Annotated in this window: 16 protein-coding genes and 1 pseudogene; 9 read left to right on the top strand and 8 right to left on the bottom strand. The window is 64.9% G+C overall.

Going from position 1 to position 20,708, the window contains the following annotated elements:
* The 4 genes from glyS to ACTHL0_RS14340 form a co-directional block, all read left to right on the top strand.
* Positions 1-1,780, top strand: a 1,780-nt coding sequence (gene glyS / locus ACTHL0_RS14325; RefSeq protein ID WP_440567427.1) for a glycine--tRNA ligase subunit beta, incomplete at its 5' end; no start/stop codon positions are given.
* 53 nt (positions 1,781-1,833) lie between these two features.
* A complete protein-coding gene (gene gmhB / locus ACTHL0_RS14330) occupies positions 1,834-2,391 on the top strand; it encodes a D-glycero-beta-D-manno-heptose 1,7-bisphosphate 7-phosphatase (protein WP_440567429.1) in 558 nt (185 codons plus the stop codon).
* A gap of 51 nt (positions 2,392-2,442) precedes the next feature.
* Positions 2,443-3,234 carry a lysophospholipid acyltransferase family protein gene (locus ACTHL0_RS14335; protein ID WP_440567450.1) on the top strand — a complete coding sequence of 264 codons (792 nt, stop codon included), beginning with the start codon at positions 2,443-2,445 and terminating at the stop codon, positions 3,232-3,234.
* Between the two features lie 15 nt (positions 3,235-3,249).
* Positions 3,250-4,119, top strand: coding sequence for a M48 family metallopeptidase (locus ACTHL0_RS14340; RefSeq protein WP_440567430.1), 870 nt, complete (start codon positions 3,250-3,252; stop codon positions 4,117-4,119).
* 81 nt (positions 4,120-4,200) lie between these two features.
* Here the strand turns inward: ACTHL0_RS14340 and gloA are convergent, their stop codons facing one another.
* Positions 4,201-4,590, bottom strand: a complete 390-nt coding sequence (gene gloA / locus ACTHL0_RS14345) for a lactoylglutathione lyase (protein WP_440567432.1) — start codon at positions 4,588-4,590, stop codon at positions 4,201-4,203.
* Between the two features lie 310 nt (positions 4,591-4,900).
* On the opposite strand from gloA, the gene ACTHL0_RS14350 reads away from it, so the two are divergent.
* Entirely contained in the window at positions 4,901-5,857 is a 957-nt protein-coding gene (locus tag ACTHL0_RS14350) for a DMT family transporter (RefSeq protein ID WP_440567433.1), read from the top strand.
* 41 nt (positions 5,858-5,898) lie between these two features.
* Here ACTHL0_RS14350 and rsmA read toward each other — a convergent pair whose 3' ends face one another.
* The 4 genes from rsmA to ACTHL0_RS14370 form a co-directional block, all read right to left on the bottom strand.
* Positions 5,899-6,720 (bottom strand): 16S rRNA (adenine(1518)-N(6)/adenine(1519)-N(6))-dimethyltransferase RsmA, encoded by an 822-nt coding sequence (gene rsmA, locus ACTHL0_RS14355; protein WP_440567435.1) that lies wholly within the window; start codon positions 6,718-6,720, stop codon positions 5,899-5,901.
* Positions 6,721-6,782: 62 nt separating this feature from the next.
* On the bottom strand, positions 6,783-7,784 hold the full coding sequence (gene pdxA / locus ACTHL0_RS14360; RefSeq protein WP_440567437.1) for a 4-hydroxythreonine-4-phosphate dehydrogenase PdxA: 1,002 nt from the start codon (positions 7,782-7,784) through the stop codon (positions 6,783-6,785).
* A gap of 11 nt (positions 7,785-7,795) precedes the next feature.
* Positions 7,796-9,163, bottom strand: a complete 1,368-nt coding sequence (locus ACTHL0_RS14365; RefSeq protein WP_440567439.1) for a peptidylprolyl isomerase — start codon at positions 9,161-9,163, stop codon at positions 7,796-7,798.
* A 96-nt stretch (positions 9,164-9,259) separates the two neighbouring features.
* Positions 9,260-11,623 carry an LPS-assembly protein LptD gene (locus tag ACTHL0_RS14370; RefSeq protein ID WP_440567441.1) on the bottom strand — a complete coding sequence of 788 codons (2,364 nt, stop codon included), beginning with the start codon at positions 11,621-11,623 and terminating at the stop codon, positions 9,260-9,262.
* Positions 11,624-11,847: 224 nt separating this feature from the next.
* Here ACTHL0_RS14370 and ACTHL0_RS14375 point away from each other — a divergent pair, with 224 nt between their 5' ends.
* Together ACTHL0_RS14375 and murU are read left to right on the top strand one after the other, a co-directional pair.
* Positions 11,848-12,882 carry an aminoglycoside phosphotransferase family protein gene (locus tag ACTHL0_RS14375; RefSeq protein WP_440567442.1) on the top strand — a complete coding sequence of 345 codons (1,035 nt, stop codon included), beginning with the start codon at positions 11,848-11,850 and terminating at the stop codon, positions 12,880-12,882.
* Positions 12,883-12,898: 16 nt separating this feature from the next.
* Positions 12,899-13,633: an N-acetylmuramate alpha-1-phosphate uridylyltransferase MurU gene (gene murU, locus ACTHL0_RS14380; protein ID WP_440567444.1), complete on the top strand. Its 735-nt coding sequence runs from the start codon at positions 12,899-12,901 to the stop codon at positions 13,631-13,633.
* 137 nt (positions 13,634-13,770) lie between these two features.
* Here the strand turns inward: murU and ACTHL0_RS14385 are convergent, their stop codons facing one another.
* On the bottom strand, positions 13,771-15,648 hold the full coding sequence (locus ACTHL0_RS14385; protein ID WP_440567445.1) for an ABCB family ABC transporter ATP-binding protein/permease: 1,878 nt from the start codon (positions 15,646-15,648) through the stop codon (positions 13,771-13,773).
* 227 nt (positions 15,649-15,875) lie between these two features.
* On the opposite strand from ACTHL0_RS14385, the gene ACTHL0_RS14390 reads away from it, so the two are divergent.
* Positions 15,876-16,274 (top strand): acyl-CoA thioesterase, encoded by a 399-nt coding sequence (locus tag ACTHL0_RS14390; RefSeq protein ID WP_440567452.1) that lies wholly within the window; start codon positions 15,876-15,878, stop codon positions 16,272-16,274.
* A 75-nt stretch (positions 16,275-16,349) separates the two neighbouring features.
* On the opposite strand, the gene ACTHL0_RS14395 is transcribed toward ACTHL0_RS14390, so the two are convergent.
* Together ACTHL0_RS14395 and ACTHL0_RS14400 are read right to left on the bottom strand one after the other, a co-directional pair.
* Positions 16,350-19,493 carry a sensor domain-containing protein gene (locus ACTHL0_RS14395; protein ID WP_440567446.1) on the bottom strand — a complete coding sequence of 1,048 codons (3,144 nt, stop codon included), beginning with the start codon at positions 19,491-19,493 and terminating at the stop codon, positions 16,350-16,352.
* 420 nt (positions 19,494-19,913) lie between these two features.
* Entirely contained in the window at positions 19,914-20,390 is a 477-nt protein-coding gene (locus ACTHL0_RS14400) for a nitrate reductase associated protein (RefSeq protein ID WP_440567448.1), read from the bottom strand.
* A 160-nt stretch (positions 20,391-20,550) separates the two neighbouring features.
* Here ACTHL0_RS14400 and ACTHL0_RS14405 point away from each other — a divergent pair.
* Positions 20,551-20,708: pseudogene (locus ACTHL0_RS14405) on the top strand (formate dehydrogenase accessory sulfurtransferase FdhD); the annotation flags it as partial.

Here is a 20,708-nt window from a genome sequence, read left to right on the forward strand (position 1 = left end):
GTTTTTCCTGCGCTACGCGGCACCGGGCGCGACCCTGGCCGAAGGCCTGCAAGCCGCGCTCGACGAAGTCCTCGCACTCGGCAAACTGCCGATTCCGAAGGTCATGACGTATCAGCGTCCCGACGGCACGAGCGTGCAGTTCGTGCGTCCGGTGCAGCGTCTGACGGTCCTGCACGGCGATCAGATCGTACCGGTGACGGCGTTCGGCATCGATGCGGGCGATACGACGCTCGGCCATCGCTTCTTGTCGGACGGCCTCGTCGGGCTCCTGCATGCAGACGACTACGCACAGACACTGCAATCGAAGGGCCGCGTATTGGCAAGTGTCGAGGCTCGGCGCGCGAGCATCGTCGATCAATTGAACGCGCGTGCGAACGACGACCGCGTCGTGATGCCGGATGCGCTGCTCGACGAAGTCACCGCGCTCGTGGAATGGCCGGTCGTCTACGAATGCCGCTTCGAAGATCAATTCCTCCAAGTACCGCAGGAGTGCCTGATTCTGACGATGCAGACCAACCAGAAGTACTTCGCGCACACCGATCCGGCGGTTAAGCTGCGCTCGCGCTTTCTGATCGTCTCGAACATCCAAACCGAAACGCCCGGTGACATCGTCGAAGGCAACGAGCGCGTCGTGCGGCCGCGCCTGGCCGATGCGAAGTTCTTCTTCGAACAAGACAAGAAGAAGCCGCTGGCCGATCGCGTCCCGCAGCTCGCGAACGTCGTCTATCACAACAAGCTCGGCTCGCAGCTCGCTCGCGTCGAACGTCTCGAAGCGCTCGCCCGTGCCATCGCCCCGCTCGTCGGCGCCGATCCCTCGCAGGCCGCGCGCGCCGCACGGCTCGCGAAGGCCGATCTGTTGACCGACATGGTCGGCGAATTTCCGGAGCTGCAAGGCACGATGGGCACGTATTACGCGCGCCACGACGGCGAAGCGGAACAAGTCGCCCTTGCCTGCACGGAACACTATCAGCCGCGCTTCTCGGGCGACGCACTGCCCAGCACGCCGGTCGGGACGGCCGTCGCGCTCGCCGACAAACTCGAAACGCTCGTAGGCATCTGGGGCATCGGCCTCGTGCCGACCGGCGAAAAAGATCCGTTCGCGCTGCGCCGTCACGCGCTCGGCGTGCTGCGCATCCTGATCGAGAAGCAACTGCCGGTCGATCTCGTCGCGTTGCTGCGCGACGTGACCGCCTGCTTCGGCACGACGGTGAAGCTGGCCGATTGCACGGACGCGCTCTACGCGTTCTTCATGGATCGCCTGCGCGGCTTGCTGCGCGAGCGCGGCTACGCCGCAAGCGAAATCGAGGCCGTGCTGAGCCTGCAGCCGAGCAAGCTCGACGATATCGTCGCGCGGCTCGATGCCGTGCGCGAATTCTCCGCGCTGCCCGAAGCCGGCGCGCTGGCCGCCGCCAACAAGCGGATCACGAACATTCTGAAGAAGTCGGAAACCGAGGTGAGCCTCGCCGCGGCTGGCGCCGTGCCGGCGAACGGCGCAGCCGCCGTGCCGGTGCAAGCCGCGCTGCTGGTCGAGCCGGCCGAGCGCTCGCTTTCCGAGCAACTGCAGAAAGTGACGCCGGCTGTTCAAACGCAACTGGAGCAACGCGACTACACGCGCGCGCTGTCGGCCCTGGCCGCCCTGCGCGATCCCGTCGATACGTTCTTCAACGACGTGATGGTCAACGCCGAGGACCCCGCGCTGCGCAAGAACCGGCTCGCGCTGTTGGCCGAGTTGCACGCGCAGATGAACTGCGTGGCCGACATCTCGAAGCTCGCGGCCTGACAGGCAACAAGCAACAAGCAACAAGTAACAGGTAACCGGCCGAAGCAACCGCTATGACATCCGCCAAGAAGCTCGTCATCCTCGATCGCGACGGCGTGATCAACGTCGATTCCGACGCGTTCATCAAATCGCCCGAGGAATGGATTCCGATCCCCGGCAGCCTCGAGGCCATCGCACGCCTGAACCAGGCAGGCTACCGCGTCGCAGTCGCGTCGAACCAGTCCGGCATCGGCCGTGGTTTGTTCGACATGGCCACGCTCAACGCGATGCATCTGAAGATGCATCGCGCGGCGGCGATGGTCGGCGGCCGCATCGATGCCGTGTTCTTCTGCCCGCACACGGCGGAGGATCAATGCGAGTGCCGCAAGCCGAAGCCTGGCTTGTTGCAGATGATCATCGACCGCTTCGAGATCGATCCCGCCACCACACCGGTCGTTGGCGATGCGCTGCGCGATTTGCAGGCCGGCGCCGCACTCGGCTTCCCTACCCATCTCGTGCTGACGGGCAAGGGCAAGAAAACGCTCGCGGCGGGCGGCCTGCCCGAAGGGACGAAGGTGTATGACGACCTGAAAGCCTTCGCGCTGTCGTTCCTCGCCGATCAGCCCGACTAAGCGTGTGCGGGCACGCCCGACGCCAACCGATCGAATACATCGATGCCATTCATTCGCTTCCTCCGCTCGCTGCTGCTGTTTCTCTATTTCATCGTCTTCACGGCCCCCTATGCGACGGCCTGCTTCATCGCGTTTCCGTTCCTCAATGCAGAGCGGCGATACTGGATGGCGGTCGGCTGGTGTCGTTCCACGGTAGCCGTCGTCCGGTACTTGAACGGCATTCGCTATCGCATCGAGGGCGCGGAGAATTTGCCGGACGGGCCGGCCGTGCTGCTCTCGAAGCACCAGTCCGCCTGGGAGACGCTGGCGTTTCCGGCAATCATGCCGCGCCCGCTGTGCTACGTGTTCAAGCGCGAGCTGCTCTACGTCCCGTTCTTCGGCTGGGCGCTCGGTATGCTGAAGATGGTTCACATCGACCGGAAGGAAGGCAAATATGCGTTCGCCTCCGTCGTGAAACAGGGACGGCTGCGGATGAGCGAGGGCGCTTGGGTGATCATGTTCCCCGAAGGCACGCGCACACCGGTCGGCAAGCAAGGCAAGTACAAGACCGGCGGCGCGCGCTTCGCGATCGATGCCGGGGCGCCCGTGGTGCCGATCGCGCACAATGCCGGCCATGTCTGGCCACGCAACTCGTTTATCAAATATGCGGGAACGGTAACGGTATCGATCGGCAAGCCGATCGATACTACCGGCCTCACGCCCGACCAACTGAATGCACGTGTCGAGACATGGATCGAAACGGAAATGCGCCGAATCGATCCGGGCGCTTATCACGATGCCGACGGTACCGGCGTGCGCACAGGCCGGCGTGCCGGTAACGGTAACGCGAAAGCGTCCATCTAGCCCACCTTCCCACCGATGCCCAAGTCCGCCAAGCCGCCTCCGGCGACCGCGCTCGACCACCCCCAACTCGATCTTCCGCTCTTCGCGGATCCGGCCGATGAAGGCGCGCTCGCGCCGCCGGCTGCTTCGGCCCCGCCCAGGCAGGATCCCACACCGAATGGCGTGAAGCTGCGGCGCCTGACACTGAACGGGCGTACGCTCGAATACGCTTTGAGACGATCGTCGCGACGCACGATCGGATTTTCGATCGACAGCAGCGGCTTGGCGATCACCGCACCGCGCTGGGTGACGCTCGCCGATATCGAAACGGCGATCGCGGGCAAGGAGCGCTGGATTTTCACGAAGCTGGCGGAATGGCAGACACGCGCCGAGCAGCGCGCATTGCCACGCATCGAGTGGCGCGACGGGGCGCAGATCCCGTACCTCGGCAAGCCTGTGGGGATCGCCCTGGCCTCTGCGCATGCGGCACTCGCGTTCGATGCGCAGGCGGCCACGCTGGCGCTGGCAATGCCCGCGCACGCCGACGCACAACAGATCAAAGACCGCGTGCAAGGATGGCTACAGACAGAAGCCAAACGGATATTCGGCGAACGGCTCGACTACTACGCCGAAAAACTCGGCGTCGCGTATAAGGGCTATGCTTTGTCGTCGGCGGCGACGCGCTGGGGCAGTTGCTCGAGCGATGGCCGCATTCGCTTGAACTGGCGGCTTATTCACTTTCCGCTGTCGATCATCGATTATGTCGTCGCGCACGAACTCGCTCATTTGCGCGAAATGAACCACAGCCCGCGCTTTTGGCAAACGGTGGAATCGATCTTCCCCGAATTTCGCGAGGCACGGCACACGCTCAAGCATCATCCCCCGGAATTGCTGCCGTCGCTTTGATGGGATGTCACACGGATCGCCCCGTAGCAAGGGCTGTGCGGCCGATTCACGGCCGCCCCAAGCGCGTCCCGTTGTCCGCGCCTACTGCGTCTTCTTCTGAATGAACTCGATCTTGTAGCCGTCGGGATCGGCGACGAAGGCGATGACGGTCGTGCCGTGTTTCATCGGCCCCGCTTCGCGCGTCACGGTGCCGCCCTGCGCCTTGATTGTCTCGCAGGCGGCATAGGCATCGTCGACCTCGATCGCGATATGGCCGTAGCCGGCGCCCAGATCGTACGTTGCCGTATCCCAGTTGTGCGTGAGCTCGATCACCGCGCCCTCGCTCTCATCGGTGTAGCCGACGAAAGCGAGCGTAAAGCGCCCTTCGGGATAGTCCTGGCGGCGCAGCAGTTTCATCCCGAGCAGTTCCGTGTAGAACTTGAGTGAGCGGTCGAGATCGCCCACTCGCAGCATCGTATGCAGCAATCGCATCGTGAACTCCGGTTTCGTCGAAAGAAGCGAATCTACCAAGAAAGCACGCAAGCCGCTCGCCCTGCTGTCGATGGGGTTTCTTGCCGGGTATGAAGCGAGCGGGCCAGCGTTTTGGTATGGTACGCAGGGCAGCGCCGAGCGGCGTCAAGCGGCGTGGCAATGCAAACCGTCGCCGGGCCGTAGCCGAGCCGTTGGTAGCCACACCGACGCCCTACGGCGACACCTACCGGCTTCCTCGACGCGGCCGTACCCGACTGCGGATCGGCCAATACGCGCCCGCACCTCCCCTTCACACTGAAAAACGCCCCAGATGAACACCGCCGCAGCAATCGCCACGCCGGCCCCGGTGCGCCGGGCCCCCGATACATTTGCCATTGCGTTGATGGTGCTGCTTTGCGCGATTTGGGGGTTACAGCAAGTCGCGATCAAATCGACTAACGGCGCGCTCGGCCCGATGCTGCAAGCAGGTTTGCGCTCGACCATCGCCGCGTTGCTCGTATTCGGCTGGGCACGCCTGCGCGGTACCCCGCTGTTTCGGCAGGACGGAACGTTCGGGCCCGGCGTGGCGGCCGGCGTGCTGTTCGCCGGGGAATTCATCTGCATTTTTGCCGGGCTCACGCTGACGAGCGCTTCACGCATGGCCGTGTTCCTTTACACGGCACCGTGCTTCACGGCTCTCGGGCTGCACGCGTTCGTCGCAGGCGAGCGTATGCGCCGCCTGCAATGGTATGGCGTGGCGCTGGCATTCGTGGGTATCGCGCTCGCGTTCGCCGACGGCTTCGCTCGGCATGCGGCACCGGGCACGTCCGCGATTACGGGCGTGTTAGGCGACGCACTCGGCGTGCTCGGCGGCGTCATGTGGGCGGCGACGACCGTTGTCGTGCGCGCCACGTCGCTCTCGCATACGAGCGCGAGCAAGACGCTGTTTTATCAACTTGTCGTATCGGCCGTCGTGCTGCTTGCGCTCGCCTTCATGCTCGGCGAGCCGCATCGTGTCCATGTCACAGCGCTGGCCCTCGTCAGCCTGGGCTACCAAGCCGTTGCGGTTGCCTTCATCAGTTATTTGACGTGGTTCTGGCTGCTCACGCGCTACATGGCGTCGCGCCTGTCGGTGTTTTCGTTCTTGACGCCGCTGTTCGGGGTCGCCTTCGGCGTCGTGCTGCTCGGCGAATCGTTCAGCACGCGGTTCGTATTGGCGGCAGGGCTCGTGCTCGCGGGCATCGTGCTCGTGAACGCACCGGCACGCCGCGCCGCAACGGCGAAATAGCCGCGCAGCGCCAGCCGTAGCCGGACATCGCGCCCGGTGCGTTACGCCGAACGTTCGCCGAGCGCCTGCGCCACGCGCACGTACTCGTCGACGGGAACATCCTCCGCGCGCCGCGCGAGATCGAAACCGAGCCCGTCGAAATCCACGCGGTCGCGATACGCGGCCAGCGTATTGCGCAGCATTTTGCGCCGCTGCGAAAACGCGGCGGTCACCACTTCGCCGAACAACGGCATGTCCACAGGCGCCAGCTCATGCGGCGCATACGGAATCATCCGCACGATGGCCGAATCCACTTTCGGCGGCGGCTGAAACGATTCGGGCGGCACGTCGAGCTGTTTGTCGATGACATAGCGGTACTGCAGCATCACCGACAACCGCCCGAATGCCTTCGTCCCCGGTTCGGCCACCATCCGCTCCACCACTTCGTTTTGCAGCATGAAGTGTTGATCGATGACGATCGGCGCGAACGTCATCAGATGAAACAGCAGCGGGCTTGAAATGTTGTACGGTAAATTGCCGACGATACGCAGCGTCGGCTGTTCGCGCGTGTCGACGAGCGAGGAGAAATCGAAGGCCAGTGCGTCGCCTGCGTGAAGCGCCAAGCGCTCGCCGAATTTGTCTTGCAAGCGCGCGATCAGATCGCGATCGAGTTCGACCGCATGCAGCGGTGCCTCCGGCGTCGCCAGACGCTCGACCAGCGGCTCAGTGAGCGCGCCGAGGCCGGGGCCGATCTCTACCATGCGTTGCCCTCGCTCGGGCGCGATCAGCGAGACGATCGAATCGATGATGCCGAGATCGACGAGAAAGTTTTGCCCGAACCGCTTGCGCGCGAAATGGCCTTGATGCTGTCTGCTGGTGGACATCGAAAGAAAACCGAAATGAACGAAAAGCGCCGCTGGGCCAACCGCCCGATCCGCGGCGATCGTCAAGCAGCGCGCCGATTGCGCGCCATCGTGACGGCCGTATCCAGGGCGGCGATCATACTACCGGCATCGGCGCGCCCCGTCCCTGCAAGATCGAGCGCGGTACCGTGATCGACGGATGTACGAATGATCGGCAGCCCGAGCGTGATGTTGACACCTTCACCGAAGGTGGCGAACTTGAGCACCGGCAGCCCTTGATCGTGGAACATGGCGAGGACGCAATCGGCGTCATTGAGATAGCGTGGCTGAAACAGCGTATCGGCCGGATAGGGGCCGCGTGCGTCGATGCCGCCCTGAGCTGCCCGAGCCAGCGCCGGCGAGATGACATCGATCTCTTCCCGCCCCAGGTAGCCGTTCTCGCCCGCGTGCGGATTCAGGCCCGTCACGAGGATACGCGGCACCGGCAAGCCGAAGTCACGTCGCAAGTCGCGATCGATGATCGCGATCGTTTCGACGAGGCCATCAATACTGAGGGCAGCCGGGACGTCCTTCAGCGGCAAATGCGTCGTGGCCAGTGCGACGCGCAAAGGACGCGCACCCGTACCGGCCAGCATCATGACGACACGCGCCGTCCCCGTCCGCTCGGCGAGATACTCGGTGTGGCCCGTGAAGGGAACGCCTGCGTCGTTGATGGTGCTCTTTTGCAGCGGCGCGGTGACAATCGCATCGAATACGCCGGCTAGCGCGCCGTCGATGGCGTCGTCGAGCAAGCCAAGCACGTAGCGGCCGTTCGCGGCATCCAGCTGCCCGGGGTGAGAAGGCGCGGCAAGCAGCCGGGAGGAGACGGCGACATGGCCCGCCGCCCGCAGCGCCGCCCAATCGACACCCACCGCGCGGGCCCGTTGCGCGAGCAGCCCGGCGTCACCGAGCACCGTGAATTTCACGCCCGGCCAATGCGCCGCCGCCCCCGCGAGCGCTGCCGCCGTCAACTCGGGCCCGACGCCAGCCGGCTCACCCGTGGTGATGGCGATATTCAGCGGGACAACGCTCGGGGCGCTCGTCATCGTCTATCGGCTCACTGCTGGGCGAGCGGGCCGCCGACTTTGTACTGAACGTACGCGGAATCGCGCAGTTGGCGCAGCCAATCGGAGTAGGCTTGCTCCGCCTTGCGCTGGCCGATGGCTTGACGCGCCAGATCCATTTGCTGCTGGACCGAACCCTCGGCTTCGCGCCGGCCGATGACCTGAATCAGGTGGTAGCCGTATTCGCTGCGGACCGGTTCGCTGATTTCACCGTCCTTCAAATCGTTCATCGCGTGCTCGAACTCGGGCACCGTTTCACCGGGGCTGATCCAGCCGAGATCGCCACCTTGCGATGCGGAACCGTCCTGCGAATACGTCCGCGCGAATTGAGCGAAATCGCCGCCCGCTTCGATCTGGCGCCGCAGATCGAGCAGCTTCTGCCGGGCCGCGGCCTCGGACTGGCCGTCACCGACTCGAATCAGGATATGCCGCACGTGCGTTTGCACGAGCTTCGGTGCGTCGCCGGCCGAGCCGCCCACACCGATGCGGCGATCGACGAGGCGCACCACCTCGAAACCATCGTCGGTCCGGATCAGATCGGGCGCGACCTCGCCGGGACGCAATTGCGATGCCGCCTTGACGAATGCGTCCGGCAGATTGCCGGGCGCCTTGAAACCGAGATCGCCGCCTTGCTTCGCATCATCCGCCTGCGAATCGTCCTTGGCGAGCGATGCGAACTTGGTGCCGCTCTTGGCTTGCTGCAAGATGGCCTGGGCCTTCTTTTGCGCGGCGTCGACGACATCTTGTCCCGCACCGGCCGGCACCTTCACGAGAATGTGCTCGATGTGCAAGTCCTGCTGTGCGCGCACGCCCGGCCCGCGCTGGCTCGCGATGTAGTTCGCGACTTCGGCGTCGGACACCGTCACCTTGCTGTCGACCTCTTTCTCGCGCAGCTTCGAGAGCGTCAGTTCGTTGCGGGCGTCACGCGTGAACACCGACCACGACACGCCCTCGGCTTCGATCCGCGCGCGGTAATGATCGAGCGGCATGTTGTTGGCCGCCGCGAGGCGCTGCAGCGTCTTCTGGACGTCCGCGTCGCTCACGACGATGCCGTCCTCCTTCGCCTTTTCGAGCTGAACGCGCTCGAGCACCATTTGATTGAGCACTTGCGAGCGCAGTTGATCTTGCGGCGGCACCGGCGCGTGCTGCTGCTGGAGGCGCCGCGCGATGAGGCTGGTGCGCTCGTCGAGTTCGCGCACGGTGATGACGTCGTCGTTGACCACTGCCGCGACGGAATCGACCGTCTGGCCGGCCGGTGCCCGATTCAACGCCTGGGCCGCGGCCGGCGCGGCCGGCAGAAGGACGGCGGCGGCCATTGATGCCGCGAGCGTTGCCAAGCGAAGCTTATTCACGATTGCCACACATGCTCCAAAATATCTCGGGCCGCTTGTCGCACCCCGTTTTTTTGCGCGCATGAGCCGAAACGGTCATGCGCATTGCTCGTCGAATCACGCGTATCACTCGTAATTCGTGAAGCGCGCTAACGGCGGCGGCGCCGGCGGCGGTGCCTGATAGCCTGCCACGCCCGCACGGAACGCCGACACGAGGCCATTATCGACGTTCGACAATCCCTTGAGCGTCAACTGTGCCAGCACGCGCGTATCCCTCGTGTACTGCCCAGTCGAATTCACGCCGTTCATATAACGCTGCGCCCCGATACCGAGGACCCAGCAATCGGCATCGTACTGGAAGCCGACCAGGCCGTCGATCAGACGGTGCCCGGACAGCTCATAGTTCATCCGTGCCACCGCATAAAGCCGGTGAGTCAGCGGCCACTCGGACGAAATCAGGAGCTGATTGATCGGCTTGTTGCCGAGCGTTTGGTTCGCGCGCGTATAGCGGTAGGCCACATTGATGACCTTGCGCTCTTCGGGGCTGAATCCGAACCCGACGCTGGCGCGCACGAGCTGGTTGTCATCGGCATTATATTGGAACGCCGTTTCCGAAGAAAAACCGGCCCCCAGCTTGAGCGAGGCCCCGGCCAGCAAGTCGGAATGCCCCGTGGCCGGCGTGGGCGTATCGGTGCCCAGCGTCACGCGCTGATCGGTGAAGTAGTACTGCTGCGCAATCACGAAGCGCGCGCGTTCGTCGCCCGTTGCCGGGTTGATGAAGCGCGTCGTCAGCGCGGCCGTGAGGCGGTTCGCGTCGGCGATGCGGTCGTTGCCGACGAACGTGTTCGGCGTGAAGATTTCGGCCAGCCCGAAGTCCGCTTCCGCCGTATCGAATACGGGCGCGAAATCCTGATTGCGATAGGGCGTGTAGACGTAGTACACGCGCGGCTCGAGCGTCTGAATGTAGTCGTCGCCGAACAAGCGGACGGACCGATCGAAAATGAGCCCGCTATCGAAGCTGAGCGTCGGGATCGATTCCGTGAACGCCTTCGGTTGCCCGGCGGGCGCCGAGCTTGCAATGTGGCTGAGATCGTACGACGCGAAGTGCCACTGCACCTTGGGCACGACGAAATAGCCCGGCCCGACGATCCCGTACGAAACGTACGGGTTGAACATCAGGCGATCGCCCTCGGTCGCATCGGCCGTCGTGATGCGAAAACGCGTGTAGTCGCCTTCCGCGCCGAAATCGAAGCCGCCGACGTTGTACCGCGTGTATTTGACGTTCAACTGGGGCTCGCGGCCATACGGCGGCGAGGAGTTTTCCAGCGTTTGCCAGTGCTGCTCGCGCGCGAGGACCGACCACGGCCCGCTGCTGTACGTCAACCCGGCTTCCTGCTGGAACAACAGCTGGGTGCCGACGATGAACTGATTGCCGACCGAGGCCAGGTCCTGCGTGTAGCGGTCGTCGGAAACCTTGTTATACGAAACGTAGGCCCCGAACCCGTGACCCAGGTTCTGGTAGTGCTGCCAGTAGACCGCATACCGGTTCTCGTGCCGGATCGCATCGTTCGGCAAGAATTCGCCGGTAAACGTGCCCGAGTAGGTGGGCGATAGATAGCGGAACGCGGCCTGTGTCTGCACGCCGCGCCTGGAGATGATGCGCGGCGTCAACGTCAAATCGCGATTGGGCGCGATATTGAAGTAATACGGCAGCGAAAGCTCGAAGCCGTTGGTCGAATTCATCGAAAACTGCGGCGGCAGCAAACCGCTGCGACGGGCGCCCGTCAGTGGGAACGACATCCAAGGGCTTGCGAAGATCGGCACGCCTTGGAAAAACAGCACGCTGTTGTGGGCGACGCCTTCGTCGGCACCCGTATCGAAATCGAAGCGGCTGCCGCGGATGTACCACGAAGGCGTCGCGCACTGGCAGGCCGTATAGGTGCCGCTCGTGAACTCGGAACGCTCGCTGTCGAGCAGATCGACGCGCTGAGCGCTGCCCGAGCCGCCGTTCGAATTGAAGTGGTACTTCGGCAGCGGCATGTAGCCTTGGCTCGCCTCCACCTTCAAGTGAGCCTCCGGCCCCGCGAACAGCACGCCGTTTTCGATCACGCGCACGCTGCCGTACGCGTCGGCCATGTCCGTGTCCTGATCGTAATGGAACGCATCGGCCTTGATCACCGCCACGTTGCGCCGAAGCTCGGCCGCGCCCTTCACGGCCACGTCCCGATCGGCCGTGCCGTTCGTGCCGTCGCCGATCACGAACGTGGCGGGTGCGCTGCCCGCACGCAGCGGGTGCTCTTCCAGTTGCGGCGCCAGGCGCAGCCCCCAGGGCGCGTCGATCGGCTGCGGCTGCGCGGCCGCCCCTGTCAACTGCGCGTGCGACACGGCAGGCACCAGGCCCGGTACGGCGATCAGCGCCGCAGCGAGCCGCCTCAAGCGCGGCAGCTTGTCGTCGGGAATTTTCGTGAAAATGGGCTGTCTGGGCGGCATCTATCGTTTGGCGAATCGGCTCGGCGGCGGGCGCGGCGCCCGTCGTACGTGCCCCGGACCGCACGCGGGCAAGGGGTTGATCGCGGCGCGTGCCGGCGACGAACGCACGCATGCGGACGACGAGCAGTCGAACGGAACCGTGCGAAAGCCGACACGGGAACAAGGCGCAATATAAAAAGTCGTCGGGTATTATATGGCAAGACGTTTTGCCCTCCCCCGATACAATGACCGATTCTCCCGCCGATATCCGGCGCGCCGCCCTCGCCGCCTGGCTGGGCACGTTCGCCCACCGCTACGGTCTGGACCTGCCGAGCCTCGTCCCGGCCTCCGCCGATGCCAGCTTCCGCCGCTACTTCCGGCTCGCGAGCGCGAGCGAACACGGCACGTCGCTGATCGCCGTCGATGCGCCTCCGCCCGAGAAATGCCGCGAGTTCGCGGATATCGCGACGATGCTGGCCGACGCTGGCGTGCACGTGCCTCGCGTACTCGAGTGCGACTTCGACGCCGGCTTCATGCTCGTCACGGATCTCGGCACGCGCCCCTACATCGCCGAAATGGACCCGAACGACCCGGCACGCGCCAAGCCGCTGATGCGCGATGCGATCGGCGCGCTGATCCGCTGGCAGTCCACGTCGCGCGAAGGCGTGCTGCCGCCGTTCGACGAAGCGTTCCTGCGCCGCGAGATGGAGCTGATGCCCGAGTGGTACGTGGCCCGTCACCTCGGCCGCGAGGTGGACGAAAAAATGCGAGGCGTGCTCGACCGCACCTACGCACTCCTGATCGCGAGTGCCCGGGCGCAGCCGCAGGTGTACATGCTGCGCGATTTCATGCCGCGCAACCTGATGATCTGCGAGCCCAACCCCGGTGTGCTCGATTTTCAAGATGCGGTGTACGGGCCCATCGCTTACGACGTCGCATCGCTGCTGCGCGACGCGTTCATCAGCTGGGACGAGGCGTTCGAACTCGATTGCTTCGCCTACTATTGGGAGCATGCGAAAAAGGCGGGCCTGCCCGTGGATCCCGATTTCGGCGAGTTCTATCGGCAAGTCGAATGGATCGGGCTGCAGCGGCACATCAAGATTCTGGGCTTGTTCGCCCGCTTGCATTACCGCGACGGCAAGCCCCGCTATCTGGATGACCTTCCGCGCTTTGTAGGCTACGCGCGCAAAGTGGCCGAGCGCTATCGGCCGCTCGCGCCGTTCGCGCGCGTGCTCGACGATCTCGAAAGCCGTTCGTCGCAAGTCGGCTACACGTTTTGAACGGGCGATACCACCGATGACGGATGTGCTGACAACGGCCATGATTTTTGCCGCGGGCCGCGGCGAGCGGATGCGTCCGCTGACCGACACCCGCCCCAAGCCGCTGCTCGACGCAGGCGGTAAGCCGCTGATCGTTTGGCAAATCGAACGTCTGGCGCAAGCGGGCGTGACAAAGATCGTCGTCAACCATGCCTGGCTCGGCGAGCAAATCGAGGCACACCTCGGCGACGGCGCGCGCTATGGCGTGCGGCTCGTCTATTCGGCCGAAAGCGAAGCGCTCGAAACGGCGGGCGGGATCGCGAACGCGTTGCGGCTGCTCGAATCGGACGGCGCACCGACCGTGTTCGCGGCCGTCAGCGGGGACATCTTCTGCGAATACGATTACGCCCGCCTGCGCGAGCCGGCCGCGCGAATGGCCGGGTCCGCGCAACCGCTCATGCACCTCGTCATGGTGCCGAATCCAGCGTTTCATCCGCGTGGCGATTTCTCGCTCGACGGTGCCGGACGCTTGTCGCTCGACGGAGCCGCGCGTCATACGTTCGGCAACATCGGCGTCTACGACACGCGCATGTTCCGCGCGCTCGCGCCGGGGGAGCGCCGCGCGCTGACACCGTACTACCGCGAGACGATCGCCGCGGGACTCGCCACCGGCGAACTGTACGAAGGGCGCTGGGAAAACGTCGGCACGCCCGATCAGTTGCGTGCGCTCGACGCCGAACTGCGCGCCGCCGCCCGGGCTCTGCGCGGCTAAGGGCTAAGGGCTAAGGGCGAAGGGCGAAGGGCGAAGGACTCAGCGCCGGCCGCCGGCCCGATCGATCGCACTCGCCTCCGAAGGCGAACAAGACATTCAACCGGCAAGGCTGCAGGGCCCGCGTTAAAACGAAGCCCTCAAGCGCCTTCGCTTTGCACATGGGCCCGCGACGCGGCACGCTGCTGCAGCGCCCACATCTGTGCGAACGCACCGCCCGCTTCCAGCAACTGCGCATGGGTGCCCCGCTCGACGATGCGGCCATGATCCATGACGATGATCTGCTCGGCGTGCACGACGGTCGAGAGCCGGTGCGCAATGACGAGCGTCGTGCGCCCGCGTGCGATTTGATCGAGTTCGTTCTGAATCGCCCGCTCGGAGTGCGAATCGAGCGCGGAGGTCGCTTCGTCGAAAATGAGGATCGGCGGGTTCTTGAGCAGAGTCCGTGCAATGGCGACACGCTGCTTTTCGCCGCCGGACAACTTGAGCCCGCGCTCGCCCACGGGCGTGTCATAGCCCTTCGGCAAACTTTCGATGAATTCGTGGATGTGCGCCGCGCGTGCGGCCGCGATCACCTCGTCCCGCGTCGCTTCGGGGCGGCCATAGGCGATGTTGTAGTAGATCGTGTCGTTGAACAGCACCGTGTCCTGCGGCACGATCCCGATCGATGCGCGCAGCGAATCCTGCGTCACGTCGCGCACATCCGCCCCGTCGATCGTAATCGCCCCGCCGGTCTCGCGATCGAGATCGTAGAAGCGGAACAATAACCGCGCCAACGTCGATTTGCCCGAACCGCTCGGCCCCACCACGGCCGTCGTCGTACCGGCCGCGATCGAGAACGTCACGCCATCGAGAATCACGCGCGTGCTCTCGTAACCGAAGCGGACGTGGTCGAATCGCACTTCGCCGCCGCGCACCGCGAGTGCTGGAGCGCCAGGCGCATCGGGCACCTCCCGCGCGGCGCCGAGCAGCGTGAACATCCGGTCCATATCGGTGAGGCTTTGCTTGAGCTCGCGGTAGACCACCCCGAGGAAGTTCAGCGGAATGTACAACTGCAGCATGAACGTGTTGATGAGCACGAGATCGCCGAGCGTGAGCCGTCCCGCCATGACGCCTTGCGTCGCGCGCCACAAGATGAAGACGAGCCCCGTGCCGATAATCGTCTGTTGCCCGAAGTTCAGCACCGACAGCGAGTTCTGCGATCGGATCGCCGCGGCCCGATAGCGCTTCAGATTTTCGTCGTAGCGCCGCGCTTCCCATTCTTCGTTGCCGAAGTACTTGACCGTCTCGTAGTTAAGCAGCGAATCGATCGCGCGCGAGTTGGCCCGGGAGTCGAGCTCGTTCATCGTGCGGCGAAAATGCGTGCGCCACTCGGTCACTTTGACGGTGAAGACGATATACGTCACCAACGCGGCGAATGCGACGAACGCGTAGTAAGCCTCGTATTTGACGATGAAGAATCCCATCACGAGGCCGACTTCGACGAGCGTCGGCACGATGCTGTAAAGCGAGTAGGAAATCAATTGCGAAATACCGCGCGTGCCGCGCTCGATATCGCGCGACATGCCGCCCGTTTGCCGGTCCAGATGAAAGCGCAGCGAGAGCGAATGCAGATGGCGGAACACTTTCAGGGCGATTTGCCGCACAGCGCTTTCCGTCACCTTCGAAAACAGGATTTCGCGCAGCTCGGTGAACAGCGACGTCGACAGCCGCACGAGTGCGTAGGCGACGACGAGCAGACCGATGCCGCTGGCCAGCACGATCGCCGGCGCGTGTTCGGCCCGCCCGAGCGCCGTCAGCTGACGCATGGATACGAGACCGTCGACGATGTGCTTCATGACGATCGGCACGCCGAGATTGGCAACCTTCGCGCTGATGAGGCACGACAATGCGAGCGCCACGCGCCCTTTGTACTCGGCGAGGTAGGGCAGCAGCGACCGGATCGTCTGCCAGTCGCGGCGCGCGGCGCCGGGGGTGGCCGCGGGCGCGGGTTCTGTCGATGAGCTATAGCGGCGCATGGGTCGAAACGGAAACGAAGCCGCGGCGGCGGCGGATAGACGGGCGGCCTACAGCCCTACAGGCGTTTGGCCTGGCGGGAGCGCACGCGCGTCGCGGTACCGTAACGCACGCGCCCTTGGCACAAGGCGTGCGCCGCGTCCGCGTTGCCCGTACAATTTCGGTGGCCGACCATTCGCTGGCGACATTGTCGCAGGCTCGGCCCATTGTCGCAGAACAGGTAACCCCGATGACTATTTCTCCCCCGCTGCTTCCGCAGAAGAATTGCGCCCTGCGCGTCGTGCCGCAACCCTCGGACGCCAATGTGCACGGCGACGTATTCGGCGGCTGGATCATGGCGCAGGTCGACATCGCCGGTTCAATTCCGGCCAGCCGGCGCGCCAATGGCCGCGTCGCCACCATCGCGGTCAATTCGTTCATCTTCAAGCAGCCCGTGTTCGTCGGCGATCTGCTTAGCTTTTACGCCGATATCGAGAAAACAGGCACAACCTCGATCACGGTCTCGGTCGAGGTGTTCGCGCAGCGCATGAGTCTGACGGAAGAGCTCGTCAAAGTGACGGAAGCGACGCTCACCTACGTGGCGACCGACGCCGAGCGCCGTCCGCGCAAGCTGCCCGAGCTGGCCTGACGGCCTGATGGCCCGCCGGCCGCTCGTGGCCGGTGTCGCCTGCATCGTCCTCACCAGGCGGGCACGCCACCCTCGCTAGGCGGGCACGCCACTGGCCATGCCCGCATGCGGCGCACGCGTTTGCTGCAGCAGCGCGGGGATCGCGTCGTGCGGCATCGGCCGTGCGAAGAAGAACCCCTGCATTTCATTGCAGGCGCGCTCCTTCAGGAAATCGAGCTGCGCCGCCGTTTCGACGCCTTCCGCGATCACCTGAAGCTGCAACGAGTGCGCAAGCGCGATGATGGCCGAGGTGATCGTCTCGTCGTCGCTCGAGGCGCCTATGTCCGACACGAACGACCGATCGATCTTCAGACGATCGACGGGAAAACGCTTCAGATAGCTCAGGCTCGAATAGCCGGTGCCGAAATCGTCGATCGCAAGGCCGATACCGAGCGCATGCAGTTCGGCCAGCATCGTCACGGCTTCCTCGGCGTTGCGCATGATGGTGCTCTCGGTCAGCTCGAGTTCCAGATACTGCGGCTCGAGGCCGGTTTCCTCGAGAATCGACATGACGAGCTTGGCGATATCGCGCTGCTGAAACTGCCGCGCCGACAAATTCACCGATACGCGCGCAGGCGGCAACCCTTCGTCCTGCCAAGCCTTGTTTTGCCGGCAGGCTTCGCGCAGCACCCACTCCGACAACGGGCCGATGAGCCCGCTCTCTTCCGCCACGGGGATAAACGCCGAAGGCGGCACGAGCCCCACTTCGGGATCGAGCCAGCGCACCAGCGCTTCCATCCCGACGATCTGGCCCGTCTCGATATCCACCTGCGGCTGGTAGTGCAGCAAGAACTCGCTGTCGCGCAACGCGCGGCGCAAGCGCCGCTCGAGATTGAGCCGGGCGCCGACGCTCGTATTCATCTCGGGCTGATAGAACTGGAATGTGTTGCGCCCCATGTCCTTGGCGCGGTACATCGCCAAGTCCGCCTTTTTCAGCAGGGTCTCCACGTCCTCGCCGTCTTGCGGGAACAAGCTCGCGCCCATGCTGCACCCCACGTAGAGCTCGGTGCCATCGAGCCACACGGGTTCGGAAATCGTCGCGCGCACACGCTCCATCCAACCGATCAGCGTCTTTTCGTCGACGGCGTCGGTCAGCACGATCACGAACTCGTCGCCGCCGTGCCGCGCCACGGTATCGCTCGGCCGCGCACTGCGCGCGAGCCGTTCGCCCACGACGCCCAACAGCCGGTCGCCCACGCTGTGGCCGAGGCTGTCGTTCACGTTCTTGAAGCCGTCCAAATCGATGAAGACGACGGCGAGCGGCTTGCCGCGCGCGATCGCTTGATTCAATCGCTCGCGCAGCAGATTGCGATTGGGCAACCGCGTCAGGCCGTCGTAGTTCGCTTGATACTCGAGCTGTTCCTGGTAGCGGATCAGATCGGTGACGTCGTTGATGACGCCGATGTGGTGCGTGGTATTGCCGTCCGGATCGGGCACCGGTGCAACGAACAGCTGATTCCAGAACAGCGCCCCGTCCTTGCGATAGTTGCGCAAGACGGCGCTGACCTCCCGGCCCGCCGCGAGTCCTTCGCGAATCGCGACGAGCCCTTCCTGGTCGCGGTCGTCGCGCTGCAGGAAGCGGCAATCCTGGCCGACGACTTCGGCCGGATCGTAACCCGTGATGCGCTTGAACGCCGGGTTGGCGTATTCGATCACGTGGCCGCTGCCGGACGCGGCCGTGATCAGCACAGCGTTGACGCTCGCATCGAGCGCGCGGCTTTGCAGACGCAACGCAAGATCGGACCGCTTGCGCTCGGTCACGTCCGTGTAGGAGCCGAGCACGCCGATGACGGTGCCGTCGCCGTTCGTCAGCGGGATCTTGCTCGTAATGCCGGCGCGGTGCACGCCGTCGATGAGCACTTCGAACTCGTGGTTCATCTTCGGCACGCCCGTCTCGACCACTTCCCGGTCGGCCTTGCGCAATGAGGCGGCAAGCTGGGCCCACGGCATATCTTCATCGGTCTTGCCGATCACTTGCTCGGTGTAGGCCAGGCCGGCGTCGCGTGCGAACGCCATGTTGCAGCCCAGGTAGCGCGAATCGCGGTCTTTCCAGAAGATGCGCTGAGGGATATTGTCGATCACCGTCTCGAGCATCTGATTCGAGCGCTGCGCCTCGGCTTCGGCCTTGATCTGCTCCGTCACATCGTCAGCCAGCACGAACATCGCCGGCCGGCCCATGAACGTGAGGCCGTGATTCGTGATGTCCGCGCTCAACTGCGTGCCGTCGCGGCGGCGCTGCCGCCACACGCCCGCCGACACCCGGCCGCGGCGCGAGGCCGCGTATTCGCGCTGCAGGTGCGATTCGAGGCGGGCGATTTCGTCGGGCCAGCACAGATCGCGAATCGTCATGCCCCCGAACTCGCTTTCGGTGTAGCCGTACTGCTCGACGGCCGCCGCGTTCACGGCGAGAAAGCCCAGCGTCTCGCGGTCGTAGATCCACATCGGCACAGGATGCGCATCGAACAGCTCGCGAAACCGTTCGTCGCTGCGCCGCATCGCACGGGCCACGCGAATCTTCGCGCGCGCGGCACTCTCGCGCACGCCGAACGTATAGATCAACATGCCGCACCCCGCCACCATCGTCACGATCAGCAACAGCGTGGCGAGCCGGGTCGAGTGGGCGGAGGCGGCCAGCGACGCTTCCAACGCCTCGTCCTCGCGTTCGCGCAAGGTGGCGATCGATGCGTCGACGACGTCGAGCACCGAGCCCACCCGCATGTACACAGGCGCGATCCAGGTGCGCGCGGCGGCCCCACCGGCCGCGTCTTCGCCAGCGCCCGCCGTCTGCTGCGCAGCACGAACCAGCGCTGCCTGCGTGAGGCCTTCCGCGCCGTCGGCCAGTGCCAATAGCGCTTCGAGATCGCCGCGCATCGAGGCATCCTCGGCCAGTGCCGCGCGCAGGTGCGCTTTGCCGCGGGCCAGGGCCGCCTCCCGGTCGCGAACGAACGCCGGGCCGATCGGCTCACCGGAGCGCTCGAAACGGCCGAGCGCCGCGAGTCCGGAGCCGAGCGTCGCGCGGTATGCATCGAGATCGCGCTTGACGTTCATCGAGCGCATCGTGCGCAGGTCGGTCTCGCGCTCGCTGCGAATCTGCCCGTAGGCCACGAACGCGTTGGCGCCGATCGCAGCCGCAGCCACGACGACGTTGATCAGCAGCCGCTTGGATAAAAAGGAACGCATTGGATGTCGAGAGCCGGTCGTGTCCAGGGTTGAGGGCACCTGGGATCCGGGGCACTCAAGATGGGGCGGCATGTTCTGGAAATGACCACGCGCCCGCTCGACCCTTCTTGCCGGGACCGATCCGGGGCTTTCCGCGCCAACTCATGGATATCGGCAGCGATCGCCGCGACTTGAGGGGAAGTGCCGAAATTTCGTGCTGCGGCGAGGCGTGGCGTGGCCTGGCGCGGCGCAGGGCCCGGTGCGCTCAGCCGTGCAGCGTGGGGGCGCCAAGCGCGGGCGCTGGCGCGGGCGCGGGCGCTGGCGCGGGCGCGGGCGCGGGCGTTGGCGCGGGCGTTGGCGCGGGCGTTGGCGTTGGCGTTGGCGTTGGCGTTGGCGTTGGCGCGGGCGTTGGCGTTGGCGTTGGCGTTGGCGCCTGCGCCATCAATCGATCAGGCCGAACTCGCGCATAGCGGGCAGAAAGTCGTGGCTTGCCTCGGGTTTGCGCGTCAGTTTCGTCAGAACATAGCGTTTGAACGGGTCGAGCTGCCCCCAGCGCTCGACGCTCGGCCCGGTGGCGCCCGCTTCGCGGCAGTGCCGGAGCACGCCTTCGGGCACGGTAGCCGGGTCCCGCCAAGCCGGCTCATGCTCCGGCGTGAACCAATCGGGCTCCAGGTTCGCGTGCGTACGCATCATTTCGAAAAGGGCATGATCGAAGTTTGGCTCGATCTGGGCGTCGTCGTCGACAGGAAAACGCGCCAGCAACGCGCGATCGGCATGCGGCAGCAATTGCCACTGAGCGAGCGAAATGCGCAGGCCGAAGCGATCGAGATTGAACCGGACCGACATCGGCATATAGGTAAGGTCCTCCGACGAGACCCGCTCGAAATCGAACATCAACGGCGTTTCATGCAATCCCATGACGGTGTCCTTTGGCGCGCGTGCGCCGGCGCAAAGCGGGCAAGCGGCGCCCGCTTGGGGTATTTTAGAACCTTATGCGCGAAACGCCGGCCGGCGGCGCAATCGCGGCAACCGGCCGCCGCACGCGTGACATGGACGAGGAGCGAGATTGAACGAGCCGTTGGACGGTGCCGAAGAGCGCGGCATCATCGAGCAAAAAGTACGCCGGCATCGCGACGGCGCGGTTGAAGCGACGCTCGATCAGGTCGGCCAGGAATGGCCCGTGGCGCTGGTATTCAACGGTATCTCGCATGCCGTCATGATGTGCACGCCGCGCGA

Origin of the sequence: Trinickia sp. (genome assembly GCF_051961175.1) — a bacterium.
Classification (GTDB): domain Bacteria; phylum Pseudomonadota; class Gammaproteobacteria; order Burkholderiales; family Burkholderiaceae; genus Trinickia.

Bases quoted from the DNA above. Each gene is read 5' to 3' on its own strand.
- ACTHL0_RS14395 (WP_440567446.1), bottom strand. From the start codon at position 19,493: ATGCGTTCCTTTTTATCCAAGCGGCTGCTGATCAACGTCGTCGTGGCT.
- gloA (WP_440567432.1), bottom strand. From the start codon at position 4,590: ATGCGATTGCTGCATACGATGCTGCGAGTGGGCGATCTCGACCGCTCA.
- ACTHL0_RS14370 (WP_440567441.1), bottom strand. From the start codon at position 11,623: ATGCCGCCCAGACAGCCCATTTTCACGAAAATTCCCGACGACAAGCTG.
- ACTHL0_RS14390 (WP_440567452.1), top strand. From the start codon at position 15,876: ATGACTATTTCTCCCCCGCTGCTTCCGCAGAAGAATTGCGCCCTGCGC.
- ACTHL0_RS14400 (WP_440567448.1), bottom strand. From the start codon at position 20,390: ATGGGATTGCATGAAACGCCGTTGATGTTCGATTTCGAGCGGGTCTCG.
- ACTHL0_RS14340 (WP_440567430.1), top strand. From the start codon at position 3,250: ATGCCCAAGTCCGCCAAGCCGCCTCCGGCGACCGCGCTCGACCACCCC.
- ACTHL0_RS14350 (WP_440567433.1), top strand. From the start codon at position 4,901: ATGAACACCGCCGCAGCAATCGCCACGCCGGCCCCGGTGCGCCGGGCC.
- murU (WP_440567444.1), top strand. From the start codon at position 12,899: ATGACGGATGTGCTGACAACGGCCATGATTTTTGCCGCGGGCCGCGGC.
- gmhB (WP_440567429.1), top strand. From the start codon at position 1,834: ATGACATCCGCCAAGAAGCTCGTCATCCTCGATCGCGACGGCGTGATC.
- rsmA (WP_440567435.1), bottom strand. From the start codon at position 6,720: ATGTCCACCAGCAGACAGCATCAAGGCCATTTCGCGCGCAAGCGGTTC.
- ACTHL0_RS14385 (WP_440567445.1), bottom strand. From the start codon at position 15,648: ATGCGCCGCTATAGCTCATCGACAGAACCCGCGCCCGCGGCCACCCCC.
- ACTHL0_RS14375 (WP_440567442.1), top strand. From the start codon at position 11,848: ATGACCGATTCTCCCGCCGATATCCGGCGCGCCGCCCTCGCCGCCTGG.
- pdxA (WP_440567437.1), bottom strand. From the start codon at position 7,784: ATGACGAGCGCCCCGAGCGTTGTCCCGCTGAATATCGCCATCACCACG.